The 16,114-nt window shown below is 34.9% G+C and carries 6 protein-coding genes; 5 read left to right on the forward strand and 1 reads right to left on the reverse strand.

Annotated elements, in window-relative coordinates:
• Nucleotides 1-32: 32 nt before the first annotated feature.
• From PBT91_RS03835 to PBT91_RS03855, 5 genes are all read left to right on the forward strand, one after another.
• On the forward strand, nt 33-2,258 hold the full coding sequence (locus tag PBT91_RS03835; RefSeq protein WP_270060467.1) for an alpha-N-acetylglucosaminidase: 2,226 nt from the start codon (nt 33-35) through the stop codon (nt 2,256-2,258).
• A 77-nt stretch (nt 2,259-2,335) separates the two neighbouring features.
• Nucleotides 2,336-3,403, forward strand: a complete 1,068-nt coding sequence (locus PBT91_RS03840) for an acyltransferase family protein (protein ID WP_270060468.1) — start codon at nt 2,336-2,338, stop codon at nt 3,401-3,403.
• A gap of 1 nt (nt 3,404) precedes the next feature.
• Nucleotides 3,405-6,371 carry a glycosyl hydrolase 115 family protein gene (locus PBT91_RS03845; protein ID WP_270060469.1) on the forward strand — a complete coding sequence of 989 codons (2,967 nt, stop codon included), beginning with the start codon at nt 3,405-3,407 and terminating at the stop codon, nt 6,369-6,371.
• 26 nt (nt 6,372-6,397) lie between these two features.
• Nucleotides 6,398-10,432 carry a two-component regulator propeller domain-containing protein gene (locus PBT91_RS03850; protein ID WP_270060470.1) on the forward strand — a complete coding sequence of 1,345 codons (4,035 nt, stop codon included), beginning with the start codon at nt 6,398-6,400 and terminating at the stop codon, nt 10,430-10,432.
• Nucleotides 10,433-10,513: 81 nt separating this feature from the next.
• Nucleotides 10,514-11,533, forward strand: coding sequence for a family 43 glycosylhydrolase (locus PBT91_RS03855; protein ID WP_270060471.1), 1,020 nt, complete (start codon nt 10,514-10,516; stop codon nt 11,531-11,533).
• 263 nt (nt 11,534-11,796) lie between these two features.
• Here PBT91_RS03855 and PBT91_RS03860 read toward each other — a convergent pair whose 3' ends face one another.
• Nucleotides 11,797-15,045: a T9SS type B sorting domain-containing protein gene (locus PBT91_RS03860; RefSeq protein WP_270060472.1), complete on the reverse strand. Its 3,249-nt coding sequence runs from the start codon at nt 15,043-15,045 to the stop codon at nt 11,797-11,799.
• Nucleotides 15,046-16,114: the final 1,069 nt, after the last annotated feature.

A 16,114-nucleotide genomic window follows, 5' to 3' on the forward strand; every position in this document is an offset into this window, starting at 1 on the left:
GAGAATTTTATAAGAATTTAAATAATATTGGTATGCGATATTTTTTTACTTGTTCTGTAATAGTGATGATACTTTTTTTAAGTTGTACTCAAAAAGAAGAGCAACATCACGAAAGCACAGCTGAATACGAATTATTAAAGAGAATACTTCCAGATCATGCCTCTCAATTTAAAGTAATTATTGATAGCACAAGTCAGGATGATTATTTTGAAATCTCTACTTCTGAAGATAAAATTCAGTTGAAAGGAAATAATGGAGTTTCAATTGCTTCTGCTCTCTATTATTACATCAAAAACGTTACTAATGGGCAAATTACTTGGAACGGTGTTAATCTAAATTTACCAGAAGAACTTCCCTTAGTTTCTCAACCTATTTATAAGAAAACACCTTACGATTATCGATATTATCTAAATTATTGCACGTTCAATTACACGATGAGTTGGTGGGATTGGGAGCGATGGGAAAAAGAATTAGACTGGATGGCGCTTCATGGAATCAATATGCCATTAGCCATTACCGGTGAATCTTATATTTGGGATAAAGTATATCGATCTTATGGATTTGAAGATGAAGATTTAGATCCATTTTTTAGCGGCCCTTCTTATTTTTCTTGGTTTTGGATGGGAAATCTAGACGGTTGGGGTGGTCCTTTACCTAAAAGTTGGAAAGAAAGTCACAAAGAACTTCAGCTAAAAATATTAAAAAGAGCACGTGAATTAGGAATGACGCCCGTTTTGCCCGCTTTTACAGGTCACGTCCCAGCATCTTTCAAAAAGGTTTTTCCCAATGCTACTTTAAAACAAACCAATTGGGGCAACGATTTTGAGGATACTTTTATTTTGGATAGTAATGATCCTTTGTTTTCAGAAATTGGTCAACGATTTTTAGAAGTTCAAACAGAGGTTTATGGCACCGATCATCTATACTCAGCCGATACTTTTAACGAAAATACTCCACCGTCTAATGATCCTGAAGATTTAGCCAAACTCAGTAAAAAGGTTTACGAAAGTATGAAGACTGTAGATAAAGATGCGGTTTGGGTAATGCAAGGCTGGCTGTTTTATAGTCATCGTGATTTTTGGCAAGCTCCACAAATAAAAGGCTTGTTGGATGCAGTACCCGATGATTCTATGATTATTCTAGATCTGGCTACAGAAATAGAACCTGTATGGAAAAGAACTGATGCTTTCTACGGAAAACAATGGATTTGGAATATGCTACATAATTTTGGAGGTAATATCACCATGTTTGGTCGTATAGAAACGGTAGCTACTGCTCCGGCTGAAGCATTAAATAGTAAAGACTCTGGGAAACTAAAAGGTTTGGGGCTAACTATGGAGGCGATAGAGCAAAACCCTGTTTTATATGAATTAATGGCCGATAATGTTTGGCGTAATAAACCAATAGATTTAAAAGACTGGTTAAAACAATATACTAAAAATCGCTACGGAAAAGAAGATGAAAAACTTTTACAGGCTTGGGATACTTTAGTAAATACGGCATATAACGGAAAAGTGATTAGAGATGGAGCTGAATCTATAATCGTGGCGCGTCCAACTATGGAAGGCTATAGGCGATGGGCAAGAACAAAACTAAATTATAAACCCGAGGAACTTTTACCGGCTTGGGATAAATTTATTGAAGTAGCCGATAATTATAAGGATTCTGAAGGTTTTAAGTATGATCTTGTAGATCTAACACGGCAGATCTTGGCTAATTATGCCTTACCGTTACAACAACAAATTAGCTACGCCTATCAAAATAATGATAAGGAAGATTTTGACAAGTATAGCAATCAGTTTCTAGATCTTATTCACGGTCTCGATGAATTATTGGCTACTCAAAAGGATTTCTTATTAGGTCCTTGGCTAGCTAGTGCAAGGGAATGGGGAACAGATCCGCAAGAAAAAGCATTGTACGAACAAAATGCCCGCGATCTTATTACGCTTTGGGGAGGAAAAGATAACAGGTTGCACGAATATAGTAATCGACAATGGAGCGGACTTATGGCCGACTTCTATAAGCCCAGATGGGAACAATATTTTAAAGCTGTAAAGAAAGACTGGTCGAAGTTTGATCAGTCACAGTTCGATGAGAAAATCAAAGAATGGGAGTGGAATTGGGTGCAAACGGAAGAAGAATTTCCTACTCAACCATCTGGAAGCGCTATTGGCAAAGCGAAGGAGCTATATAAGAAGTATCGAACTGATATTGTACCGCTAACAGAAAAGATGAAACCGATAGAATATAACTATTAGAAAAAATGCTTTTGAAAAATAAAATATCCAAACGCTTTTTATCGCTCGATGTTTTTAGGGGAATAACGATATGTTTCATGATTATTGTAAATTCCCCAGGAACGGGTGCGCCATTTTATGCTTCATTAACTCATGTAAGTTGGTTTGGATTTTCATTAGCAGATTTGGTTTTTCCTTCTTTTCTTTTTGCCATGGGAAATGCGATGGCATTCTCTATTCCGAAGTTCAAAAATGGCGACTCAAAAATTTTTTGGAAGAAAACGATTAAAAGAAGTTTACTGATTTTCCTGATTGGTTATTTGCTATACTGGTTTCCGTTTTTTGAGTTCGACCAGGAAAATGCATTAGTTTTAAAACCAATATCGCAAACTCGGATAATGGGAGTGTTGCAACGCATCGCTATTTGTTATTTTGTTGTAGCAGTTCTGGTTTATTATTTCAAGAGAAAAACCATAGCAATCATCGCTGTAGCAACATTAATTATTTATTGGATACTATTGTATCTCTTAGGCGAAACCGGCAGGGAGTTAGAAATGGCAACTAATGGTGTTACATGGTTAGATCAAAAGATTCTTGGTGAAGCCCATATGTACAAAAAAGACCGAATAGTTTTTGATCCTGAAGGAATTTTAAGCACGCTGCCTTCCATAGTGAATGTAATTTGTGGTTATTTAGCTGGTGTTTTGATAAGAAAACATGAAAAAACGCATAGAACTGTAGCTGAATTATTAGTTATTGGAGTGATGCTAATTGGTTTAAGCTTATTTTGGAATGAATTCTTACCATTTTCAAAGAAATTATGGACAAGTTCTTTCACCCTTTATACTGTGGGTATCGATTTATGTATTATTGGTTTTTTAATATTTATAATTGAATTAAAAAACATCAAATTTGGCACCTATTTTTTCACTGTTTTTGGTAAAAATCCCTTGTTTATTTATCTATTTTCAGAATTGTTTTTTATAAGCCTGTGCTTAATTCATACCCCTTCAGGAGAACGAGTTTTTGATTGGTTGAGTCAGCATGTTTTTCAGAATATTTATTCAGGGAGTTTTGGAGCCTTGCTTACCGCTTTATTCATCATGGGAGTTTGTTGGCTTTTGGGGTGGATATTAGATAAAAATAAAATATATATAAAGCTATAATATGTTGGTTTTAAAAAAAGTAAGTTTATTTCTTACAATCTTCTTTTTCATTTCTCAAATGCAGATTTGGGCGCAAGAAGTGAATTCATTTAGTTTAGTAGATGAGAATGAAATATCGACTATTGTAATCGATGATTCTGAAGCCGAAGTGGTTAAAATTGCAGGAAATCTTCTGAAAAATGATATCAAAAATATCAGCGGAAAAATCCCAAATTTAGGAAATTCACTCGAAGAAAATATAGTGTTAGCAGTAACCTTAGGCAAAAGCAAGTGGATTAAGCAACTTGTTTATTCCAACAAAATAGATGTCTCTGATATTGAAGGAAAGTGGGAAACTTATAAAATTCTCGTCGTAGAGAATCCATTTGATGAGGTGAAAAAGGCATTAGTTATTATAGGTTCAGATAGAAGAGCAACTGCCTATGGTTTGTTAGAAATTTCAAGAAAAATAGGAGTTTCTCCATGGGAATGGTGGGCAGATGTAGTTCCTGAAAAATCGCAAAATATTCAGCTAAATATCGCTTCGGAAACTTTTGGAGAACCATCAGTAAAGTATCGAGGTATTTTTTTAAATGATGAAGATTGGGGACTTCAACCCTGGGCTGCGAATACTTTTGAGCCTGAAACTAATGATATTGGTCCCAAAACCTATGCTAAAGTTTTTGAATTGTTATTAAGATTGCGCGCCAATACCATTTGGCCGGCAATGCATTCTAGTACCAAAGCTTTCTATCACTATCCAGAAAATAAAAAAGTAGCCGACGATTATGCAATAGTTGTTGGAAGCTCTCATGCAGAGCCTATGTTAAGCAATATCAATGCAGAGTGGGATCATGAAACAATGGGGGATTATCGTTACGATACCAATGCTTCGAGTATAAAAAAGTTCTTCGAAAAAAGAACAAAAGCGACTGCAAATTACGAAGGTATTTATACGCTGGGAATGCGTGGTGAACACGACTCTCCAATGATTGTGGGTAACGAAGATGTAGCTTCACAAGTAAGTTTATTGGAAAATGTAATTAACGATCAGCGCGAAATCCTGAAAAAATATAAAGCAGATTATCCAAATACTCCTCAGGCTTTTGTTCCGTATAAAGAAGTGCTGCATTATTATAAAAACGGATTAAAAGTTCCGCGTGATGTAACGCTAATCTGGACAGACGATAATTATGGATATATAAGACAACTGAGTACCGAAAGCGAGCAAAATCGTAAAGGAGGATCGGGTGTTTACTATCATACTTCCTATTGGGGAAGACCACATGATTATTTGTGGTTAAATTCTACCAATCCGGTACTTATGTGGGAAGAGCTTCATAAAGCTTATTCTTTAAATGCCAGAGAAATGTGGATTTTAAATAGTGGAGATATTAAGCCACATGAATATAATATTGAGCTTTTTATGGATATGGGCTGGGATATTTCAGCATTTGAGAAATCTGAAAAAGTTGAAAGCCATCAGTTGTCTTGGGCCAAAAGAGAATTTGGTAAAGAAGTTTCTTCCGCGATTAGTGAAATTATGAAAAGTTATTATCATCTAGCATTTCAGAGAAAACCGGAGTTTATGGCTTGGAGCCAGGTAGAGCCTGTGACTAAAAATAAGGAAACACAGTTATCTTCGATACATTATGGTGATGAGGTTACTACGAGAATAAATCAATATCAGCAATTAGTTGCTTCCGTAGATAGCATTAAAAATCAGATAACTAATAATAGAAAAGATGCTTTTTATGAACTTGTTTATTATCCGGTAAAAGCAGCTGCGGCTTTAAACAAAATGTGGCTTTACGCTTATAAAAATAAATTTGTTGCCACACAAAATAGAGAAAGTGCTAAATATTATGCGCAAAAATCTGCGGAAGCTTATGAAGCTATAGCGCAGATGACATCATGTTATAATGATTCCATTCAAAATGCAAAGTGGAAATATATAATGAATAAGTCGCCTCGTAATCTTCCGGTTTTTGATCAGCCAGCTTATATGGGTGTTAACTCTTCACAAGAATCAGGTATAGGTCTCTCCCTTGAAGGTCACGAAATGGAGTATAATCAAAACACAACTAATGCGCATTCTGATGTGTTACCTGTTTTTAATGCGTATACTAATAATTCTTATTATATAGATGTGTTTTTAAAAGGAAAAGAAGCACAAAATTGGAGCACTAAAACTAACGTTCCGTGGTTGAAATTATCTAAAACCGAAGGAAAACTTTCTACTGAAAATCCTGAAGATCGAATAATAGTAAGTATTGATTGGGATTTAGTGCCAAAAGGTGAAGATAAAAAAGAAGCGCCACTAGGTCACGATTATCAATTAATTCCACCAAGTTTTAAGGTAAATACAACGCTAGATATTCTTGCGAATAGCGAAAAAAAGACGGTTGGAATATCTGTTTTTAATCCAGAATTAAAAGAACTCAAAGAATATAATGGTTTTATTGAAGACAAAGGTTTTGTGGTTATAAATGCAGAAAATCCTACTGAAAATAAAAAAGGAACTGAAACTTTCTGGGAGCCAATTCAGAATCTGGGATATACTGGAAAGGTAATGCAGGCGAAACCTTATAAAGCAGCGCCAATTGCGATAAATGATTCAGTATTAAAAAACAGCGCAATCTTATCTTATGATTTCTACACCTTCAATTATGGTGAAGTAGCTATCCGTTTAGCAAGTTTGCCCACTCATCCTTTAAATGAAAATTACGGAGTTCGATGTGCGGTAGCTATAGATGACAACTCTCCAGAAATAATCGATTTTGAAACACAAGGACGAAGTGAAGATTGGAAGGAAAATGTTCTAAGAAACCGAACGGTTAAGTCAATATCTTCAATTTTAAATAAACCTGGAAAGCATACTTTAAAAATTTATATCATTGATCCCGGACTTATGATTGATCAAATTTTAATAGATTTAGGCGGACTTAAAAATGCTTATGCTTTTCCTGCGGAAACTAAAAGTAAATAAGTCAGAACGATAGTTCCCTGAAATTTATGCTTAAATACGCTGTTTTATTTTATTTTTTATTTGTTCAAATTTGTTTTGCTCAGGATTTAAAATTTGAACATTACAATGATACCTATGGGCTTTCTCATAATTCTGTGCGACATATTGTACAAGATGATAATGGATTTTTATGGTTAGGTACGTTTGGAGGTTTAAATAGGTTTGATGGTTATCAATTTACGTCTTACTTAAGTGACGATAAAGGAAGTAATAGCTTATTGCACGACGACGTTACGGCATTAGAATTTAATAGCCAGACGAATAATTTGTGGATAGGAACCCGAAAAGGACTTACATTACTAGATCTGGATAAACAAAAGTTCACCACTTTTCTTCCCGATCAATCCAACGCCCACAGTTTACCAGATGAAGAAATAAGAGCAGTGTATCCAGATAGGCAAAATAATGTCTGGGTAGGTACTAAAACATCAGGTCTATTTTTATTTAACCCATCTGAAGAAAAATTTATCAAAATACAATTATCAGGTTTTGAGTATGTAAAAGAAATTTTTGAGGATAGTAAAGGGAATTTATGGATTGGTAGTTTTGGCAATGTTGGTATTGCTAAAATTAGCAGAAAAGAAGACGGTTCAATTGAACATATTCGGTATTATAATTTACCAATTCCTAATTCAGAAGAACTAAATCCGTATATAAACTTTATCTACGAAGATGCAAAAGGCGATCTTTTTGCCGGTACGCGTAAAGGATTATATAAATTTGATGGCGAAACTAATTCCTTTACTAATTTATACATAGAAGATCCAGTAATTAGAGAAAAGCTTGGTCCTTATTTTTTATCTGTTGCAAAAGCTCCAAATGGCAAATATTGGTTAGGTACTTTAGGAGGGCTTTTGGTGTGTGAAGCGCTTGAAGATATCTGTAAAGGAGATTTTTCTTGGAATTATGAAACACTTACCGATGATAGTTCCATAACCGATAATCTAATTTATTCACTTTATTTTGATGCCTCCGGCGTTTTATGGATTGGTACAGAAGATGGATTAGATAAATATGATCCTTATGTGAATGAGTTTAAAATTAGTAGGGAGATCTCTAAATTCATCAATGGGCAGGCGCCGCGAATTAGGGGATTTGCCAGCACCTATGATGATAAGGTTATCGTAGCAACATGGCATAATGGTTTGTTTACTCACGCAAACGATGGCGTTAAACCACTTAATGGAATAAAAGAAAATATAGCAAGTATTTATTCAGCAGACGGTATTCACTTTTATTGTGGTTTATGGGATGGAAGACTACTTGTTTATAATTATAAAACCGGTTTTGAAAGAGTTATAGATGTTGGATTTAAAAATGCACCGATACTCAGTATTTTGAAGTACGATAACACGCTAGTAATTGGATCTTTTGGTGAGGGAATAAGGTTTATCAATGCCAGCTCTTTTACTCCAAGCGATATTGAACCTCTATTGCCTGATTACGATATTAATAAAATAAAAAAATATAAAGATGAAATTTGGGTGGCTACAGAGGCCGGAGTAGTTGCCTACAATTTAAAGACAGCAGCAATAAACAAATATGAGCAAATTACCTCGCATCCAGAAATGCCATATGACAATGTAAGTGATATACTAATCGATGAAGAAAATAATACGATCTGGGCAGCCACACGATTGGGTTTAGCTCGGTATGATGCTAAAAAAGATCACTTTTCTAATCAGGAAATACCAAAGTCGTTAACCAACAGATGGGTCACAGATATTGTGGCTACACCCCAAGGAGATCTTTGGCTTAACCAAAATAATAATAGTATAGCAAAATATAATATTGCACAAAATACGACCAAGATTTATAATGTAAGAAGTGGTAATAGATTAGATATTTTTAGCTCAAATGGATTTTTCAATTTCAATAACGAGAGTATATATTTAGCAGGGAAAGATGGGATTATTTATTTTACACCTTATCAAATTAGCGAAAATCTATTCAGTCCTAAACCTATTATAACAGAGTTTAAAGTTCAGAATAAAGAAATAATACCAGGAACTAAGATAGATGGGCATGTGCCGTTACAAGAAGATATCAATAAAAGTAAGAAAGTAAAATTGCAATATGCCAACAGAAGTTTTTCTATTCAGTTTGCGACGCCTTCTTTTACAAATGAACGTCTTAATAAATTTCAATATAAATTAGAAGGTTTTGATAAAGATTGGATCGAAACAGGTAGTGATGTAAGAACTGTTCAGTATACAAATCTTTACCCTGGAGATTATATTTTTAAATTAAGAGCTAGTAATAGCAACGGTATATGGAGTGAAACTTCAGAATACAATATAGAGGTAGATCATCCATTCTGGCTCAGTTTTAAAGGTGTACTTCTTATCTTATTTTTTATAGGAATTCTTTTCTATTTTATAAGAAAACAAGTAAAAATAAGAATTGCGCTAAAGCGTGAATTGCTATTGGAAAAGGTAAAAAGAGAAAGAGACGAAAAGCTGAATAATGATAAACTTAGATTTTTTACTAATATTTCTCACGAACTGCGAACTCCTTTAACTCTTATTTTAGGTCCGGTAAAACAAATATTAGATTTAAATAATCAAGACGAATATTTAAAAAGCAGAGCTAATCTTATCTATCAAAATGCAAATAGACTACTTAGATTGGTCAACCAGATTTTAGATTTTAGGAGGGCAGAAACTGGAGAATTAAAATTAAGAGTCCGACAGTCTGAAATTTTGGTTAGTACCAGGAATATTTTCAATTCATTTCTAGAAATGGCTCATGCAAAAAGCATAAACTTGAATTTAAATGTCGAAGAAGAACAGATAATCTGTTGGATCGATATGGATAAATACAAAAAAGTGCTTTATAATTTAATGTCCAACGCTATTAAATTTACGAATAATCAGGGTAATGTTGATCTTTATCTAAGTTACAAAGGAGAAAATAACGAATATCTTTTTTTAGAGATTAGCGATGATGGTATAGGGATTCCTCCAGAAAGTCAGGAGAAAATATTTTCGAGATTTTATCAGGCAGAGAATAGTCAAGATAATACAACCGGGACAGGTATTGGTTTGTCTTTAGTAAAAGCATTAGTAGAAATCCATAAAGGCAGCATTTTCGTTAAAAGTGAGCCTGGCAAAGGCAGCATTTTCACAGTAGAAATTCCTATAAAGAAAGATGCTTACAATACAGAAGATATTTTTGATTCTGTGCCTAAAGAAGTTGCCAATGAAGAATTTGTGCCAATTACGCAAATAGAAAATTCATTTGAGCCCTCTGTAAGAAAGATCGATCCTGTGATCAAGCATAAAATTCTAATCTTAGATGATAATGCTGAATTAAGAAAATATATTGCTGAATATCTTTCCCCTTTTTATAAAGTATATGAAGCCGAAAATGGGAAAGAAGGATTAGAAATCTGTAAAAATGAAAAACCTATTTTATGCGTTGCAGATGTTATGATGCCAGTTATGGATGGTTTCCAATTTGTAGAGGCTCTGAAGGCAGATGAAAATACCAGTCACATTGCAGTAATTTTATTAACCGCATTAGCAGAGAATGAAAACCGTATCAAAGGATATAAAATTGGGGTAGATGGATATTTAGTTAAGCCTTTTGATCCTTCGTTGCTAAAAACCAGAATTGAAAATATTATCAAGATATATTATGATCTTAAACAAAAATTTTCTGGTGACGAAGAGATAGATATTCTAAAGCTTGCTCACTCTCAAATCGATATAGATCTCATCACAGATATCAAAGCATTAATAGATAAAAACATCAATAATCCAAAGCTTACGCCTAGTTTCATAAGTGATGCTATGGCAATGAGTTCCTCAAAGATTTACAGAAAAATAAAACAACTTACCGATGTTACGCCAAATGAGCTTATTCGCATTATTAGATTAAGAAAATCTATAGAACTTTTAAAGACAAAAAATTATAATGTGAGTGAAGTTGCCACAATGGTAGGCTTTAATGATCCTTTATATTTTAGCCGATGTTTTAAAAAGCAGTTTGGTAAATCTCCTAGTAGTTTTATAAAATAATGAAGCTGTAACTATGACTGATAATTTGTAAATCCTTTAATCTAAATAATAAATCTAACATTACATTTAAAAATTAAAAAAATGCAAAATAAATCTTATTTAAGTTCCATTGCGATATTTATAATATCGCTATCATTAATTCAGTGCAAGCAAGCTGCTGAAGAAAAACAAACCGGAGATCAGCTTAAGGAATCTCCAGAAACTGTAATGATAAACAATCCAGTAGTAGATGGTGATTTTGCAGATCCATCTATTGTTAAGTACGAAGGTAAATGCTATATTTATGCAACCATCGATCCCTGGGGCGGGGAGGAGTTAGGTGTATTAGAATCTTCAGATTTCAAAAATTGGGAACAAAAACATATAGAATGGCCTACTAAAACGCTTTGTACAAGTCCTACTTCAAATGATAGTAAAGTTTGGGCACCTTCCGTAATTCAGGGTAAAGACGGGAAGTTTTACATGTATATTTCAGTAGGAAGTGAAGTTTGGGCAGGAGTTAGTGAGCATCCACTGGGACCCTGGAAAAACATGAAAGAAGATAACTCACCACTAATTAAAGGAGATATGTTTCCTGAATATCACATGATCGATGCTGAGGTATTTATAGATGATGATAAGCAGGTGTACCTTTATTGGGGCTCGGGTTTAAATTGGGTTAATGGGCATTGCTTTGTGGTAAAGCTAGAAGACGATATGAAGAGTTTCAATAAAGAGGAAATAAAAGATGTAACCCCTCCAAATTATTTTGAAGCACCTTTAATGCTAAAAGAAAACGGCAAATACTATTTAATGTATTCTGATGGTAAATGTACTAACGAAACTTATAAAGTACGTTATGCAATTGGCGACACACCATATGGACCATGGAAAGAAGGAGAGAATAGTCCGGTATTAACTACATCAGAAGATAAAACCACTTTAGGACCTGGGCATCATACTGTTTTTAAAGAAGGTGATCAGCACTATATTCTTTACCATAGAATAAAAAATAACGAAGACGAGTTATTTAGAGAGCTTGCAATCGATAGTTTAAATTTTGATAATAACGGTAAAATAAAAAAAGTAAATCCTTCAGGTGTAGTTTTTTCGAAGATGTAATTTCAGCTATAATCTGACATAACCAAAAAATCCTGAAATCTATATAGATTTCGGGATTTTTTATTGTGGAGTCGGAGTGAACGCTCAGAATTTGATATTACCAGTATTTATAGGGCTTCCTTAGCCTATAAATTTTCATGGATACCTAATTGGTAACCCGTTAATAAAATTAACGTTTTGATATATAGGTTGATGGATTTAGGTGTATAATTATAAAATGAATATATAACCAGCAAGGATATGAATTTCTGGAATAATCTGAATTAACGCTTCAGCGTAAAATGATTTTTATAAACTCGTCCATTTCCTAAATCAACGTGAAACCAATAATCATCTGAAGGCATTTGACCGGAATTAAACGTGCCATCCCAACCTGTATCTTGAGGAGTGAGTTGTCTAAGTAGTTTACCATAGCGATCGTAGATACTTATTGTAGCATAGGGAAATGCATCGATGCCTTCAATTTGCCAGTAGTCATTAAAGCCGTCGCCATTAGGGGTAAAGAATTTTTTATAATCAACTAAAATCACTTCGTTAGAATCCGTTCCACATCCGGCTTTATCGCGTACTGTAACATCATACACACCACCCGAAATGAATGGGAATAGTTCGCTGTCTTGAAAATTAATGCCATCTATACTGTATTCAAAATCTCCTTCCCCTGAGGCTTGGATTTTTATATAGTTGTTATCAGACCAATCTGCAAAATCTACTTTCTGAATGGCTGGTGGTTCTGACCTTTTCAATTTAAAAGCATAAGAATTGGTACACATTATTCCATCTTGGTTTTCGCCAACGGTAAGTATGTAATCCCCTTCAAGACTTAGGTAAGCTTCTGAAGAATTGGAAATGATAGTACCTGTGGGATCCTCCCATTGCCAACTGTCAAAGGTTTCGCTTCTTGAAAGTCGTAAACCGGGTTCATTGTCACAAATCACAAAATTTTCAGCGATGTCTAGTTCTGGAAGTTCTTTTACTTTTAAGTCTAAAAAGGTTTCAGTAAAGCACAACGGGTTTGAACTGTTTTCAACACGTATAGCAATACGTTGCGACCAGGCTGAAGTATTCTGAAAATCATCAGGAAGGGGCGATGATAATGCTGTTCCGTTTTTATCAAAGTAATAAATACTTAATCCAGTTTTCGAGCCAATGAGTTCTTGTTCGAGACTACTTAAATCAAAAGTGGAATACCCGTTCCCGGCATTACACGCAAAGCGCGTTGTGGGTTGATTGATTTGAGGTTTAGCAGATGTAATGAGGTTTAATTTTGTTTCTGCGTAGCAACCTGTTTGGGAGTTGGTTACCCGTACAGTAAGGGTTTCGGTGTTGGGAATGCTGTTGGTATACGGGTTGGGTAATGGGTTTGATAACGTATTTCCAGATGCATCATAATAGGTAACTTCCATTCCGGTTTGCCCGTTAAGCGCCAGGCTTTCAATTTGCGAGGTATCAAAATATTCGGAAATGCCGTCATTATTGTCGTCGCAACCAATGAGATCGGGGAGGCTTCCAATATTTGGTATATTACTCACAATAAGTTTAAGTGATGATTCTGAAGAACATCCAGTACGCGTGTTTAACACTTGAACCCTGATTGTTTCCTGATTGGAAACCTTATTGGACACCTTTTGTGGAAGTGGCTCCATGATTTGCTGGCCGTCTTCGTGTATTAGAGTAAGCTCAAGATCAGGCTGGCTACCCAAGAGGTTGTTTCTTAAACTAGATATATCAAAAGTGGTGAATCCGTCTGTGTCGGTATCACAAAAGACAAGATCATCAATAGGGTTTATATGAGGTAATGGGTTAACAATAAGATCAAATGAGGTTTCCGAATAGCAACACGGATTATCTGCATGAGCCACACGTACTTTAATAGTCTCTCGATTTATAACCCTATTGGTAAAGGGATTAGGTAAGGCATCATAGCTTGTACCGGTACCGTCAATATAAGTTATAACTTTACCTGTTTGGCCTTGTAGGGCTTGCTGCTCAACATTGCTTAAATCAAAACCATTGGAAATTCCTGTGCCGGCTGTTGTTTCACAGGTATAAACATCGTTGATACCGTAAGCGGTAGGGGGTTCTTTTACATCCATGGTTTCAGACAGGGATTCTATGCGACCATCTTTACCGGTAACCCGTGCGGTTATAGTGTAGGTGCCATCCTGTGAAAAATCATGATATGGTGAAAGCTGATTTGAGGTATTATCTGTACCTGATGCCGGATCTCCAAAGTCCCATTGTACGCTAGCCAATTGTACGTCATCCTCAATGCTGAATTCTTTTAAAAACTCTGAGCAAATATTCGAAATACTCATAGAGAAAGTATTTGATTTATGTTTTACATCGCCAGTAACATTGATGTAAAAATTTGCGTCAGGAAATCCAAAGTCTGCTGTTGATCTGTATATATTATCATGATTAGGTGTACAGTTGCGTTGCCATGAAGTGCCTGTATCTTGAGAAGAACCCGCTATAAATGCTACACCTTGACCACCAATTATACCTTTATGCACTTCTACAAGAATTCGTTTTACGCCTGAAGGAACAGTAACCGGAGTTTCAAAGTTAATAGTAATAACCTGAGATGAGCGCCCTATATCTGGCTGTAGCCGTTCTGTTTGACTACTACCTATTAAATCGTCTTCAGAAAACGAATAGGGAAAGTTATCGTCAATCTCGTATATATTAAAGGTTAAATTGGCTGTCCACCCAGTTTTATTAACAGCTACTTGTCCAGATTTGATAACAAATTCTTCATCATTTGAAATGCCATATTCTGCAAGTTGAAAGTCTCTGGCCCAATAAATAAAGCTGTCTTTACAGGAGTAAATATCGGTCTCTATAATGTCATCACAGGTATTGTGACTGAGACGGGTGGTTGAGCCCGTAAGTTCTAACGGAACGATGTCTGCTTTAGCATTAATATAAAAATTAGCATTAGGAATCGGTGTTGGCAGCTCATTCGTGTTTCGCCACAGATATCTCTGGTCACAACCCATATACCAGGATTCTCCGGTATCATTGGCTGTACCTGCTACTTTAAACAATGAAGATTCGGGATTGTAGTGGTCATCTTGTTTATGAAAAATTAGAATTATGTATTCATAATTTGCGGGAACCACGATAGGTTGCTCAAATTGATATGAGAATATTTCAGGTACTCCTGTAACAATCGGGGGGCTGCCCAGACCTCGCTGCCCCAGACTATTATAAGGGTTTTCATAGCCTGGCGTTTTACCATTATAATCTACAAAGCCTCCTACACTAAAATACATAGATGCTCCGGGATTTGTTTGCAGTAGCCCTATTTCAGCAGATCGAATGAGTAGTTGCTCTCCAGGACCGACGCCAAAATCAGATACTTTAAAGATACGTGCCCATGATTCATCTTCCTCACATGATGGCATTCCAGAATCTATAAGATTAGTGCCTATATTATGGTCTAATGTTATTTGTGCAGTTAAGCACTGTAATGACAAGAAGAAAAGGAATAACAGTGTTTTTTTCAAATGATTTGATTTAAAACTGAAAAATAATCATTCCTTTCCAATTTAATCATTTAAAATTATGATTAATAGAAAACCCTATCAATACTGCAGGGTTTAATTAACATTTTAATTCTTTCGCCCTTTACGTCTCTTTTTCGCCAGTGTGCGTCCTTATGACAGTCGCCTGCCATAATACAGCTGTAGGCTAGTACTTCATCGAGTATGGTTCCTAAGTTTTATTTCTGCATTTGTTCACGCAATGTTGCCGCCGATTTTTAGGCACTTGGCAGTTCAGAGATGTCAATCTCGTTTGAGAAAAACCGAATATCCAAATCTGCTGTTTCTTACTTAAAATTAGCTTCGTCAGCCTTTTTCGCCAGATTAAGTTTGTGCTGACTATAATTCAGATTACGTACGGCTCCGTGGGAAACCAATCCAAGGTTTGATTTTGTGGTTGCACCGTAAAACTTCGGATAATCTTTAAATCAATTTCTACAAAATTATCTATCTTAGAATATAAGAAAAACTGTAAATTTAGGGATTACAGGGATTTGTAGTGAGCTTAGTTTTCAAATAACATAATTTTTTGCGACGATATTGATCGTATTATCATTAATTAAATCCTAATTGAATTAATTTTATTAAGATCCAATTTTCGTCTTTCTGTTTGTATATACGAAGGTAATTATTTTGAACTTTTTCTTTTGAAGGTGAAGTGATAATATAGGGAGTACAAATCAAACCCCATTTTTTGTTATCACAAAATAGCGGTTTCGATATTCTTAGACTTGTTTGATTTATTTCGTTGCTTTCAACTAAAGGTATTTCTGCAACTATAGCCTGATTCTACTCTTTCTTTTCTAGTACAGCTATTTTCAGGGCTTCAGGATCACAATTTTTAATAAATCTTTAAATTGAGCCAAAATATGTTTCTCTCCCATTACATTCCAATTATATTTAAGACTTTGTTCATTTAAAAAATTTAAATTCATGAAACTTGTCCAGGGTTGAAATTCATCTTGGATTCGCTGCTAACAGATGCAAAGATTTTTTCTACGATTTAGGTATTTTCTATTTGATTATAACCAAT

Origin of the sequence: Zunongwangia sp. HGR-M22 (assembly GCF_027594425.1) — a bacterium.
Taxonomy (GTDB): Bacteria; Bacteroidota; Bacteroidia; order Flavobacteriales; family Flavobacteriaceae; genus Zunongwangia.

Excerpts from the sequence above, each read along its gene's own strand:
- PBT91_RS03840 (WP_270060468.1), top strand. The coding sequence starts at position 2,336 with ATGATTATTGTAAATTCCCCAGGAACGGGTGCGCCATTTTATGCTTCA.
- PBT91_RS03835 (WP_270060467.1), top strand. The coding sequence starts at position 33 with ATGCGATATTTTTTTACTTGTTCTGTAATAGTGATGATACTTTTTTTA.
- PBT91_RS03850 (WP_270060470.1), top strand. The coding sequence starts at position 6,398 with ATGCTTAAATACGCTGTTTTATTTTATTTTTTATTTGTTCAAATTTGT.
- PBT91_RS03845 (WP_270060469.1), top strand. The coding sequence starts at position 3,405 with ATGTTGGTTTTAAAAAAAGTAAGTTTATTTCTTACAATCTTCTTTTTC.
- PBT91_RS03855 (WP_270060471.1), top strand. The coding sequence starts at position 10,514 with ATGCAAAATAAATCTTATTTAAGTTCCATTGCGATATTTATAATATCG.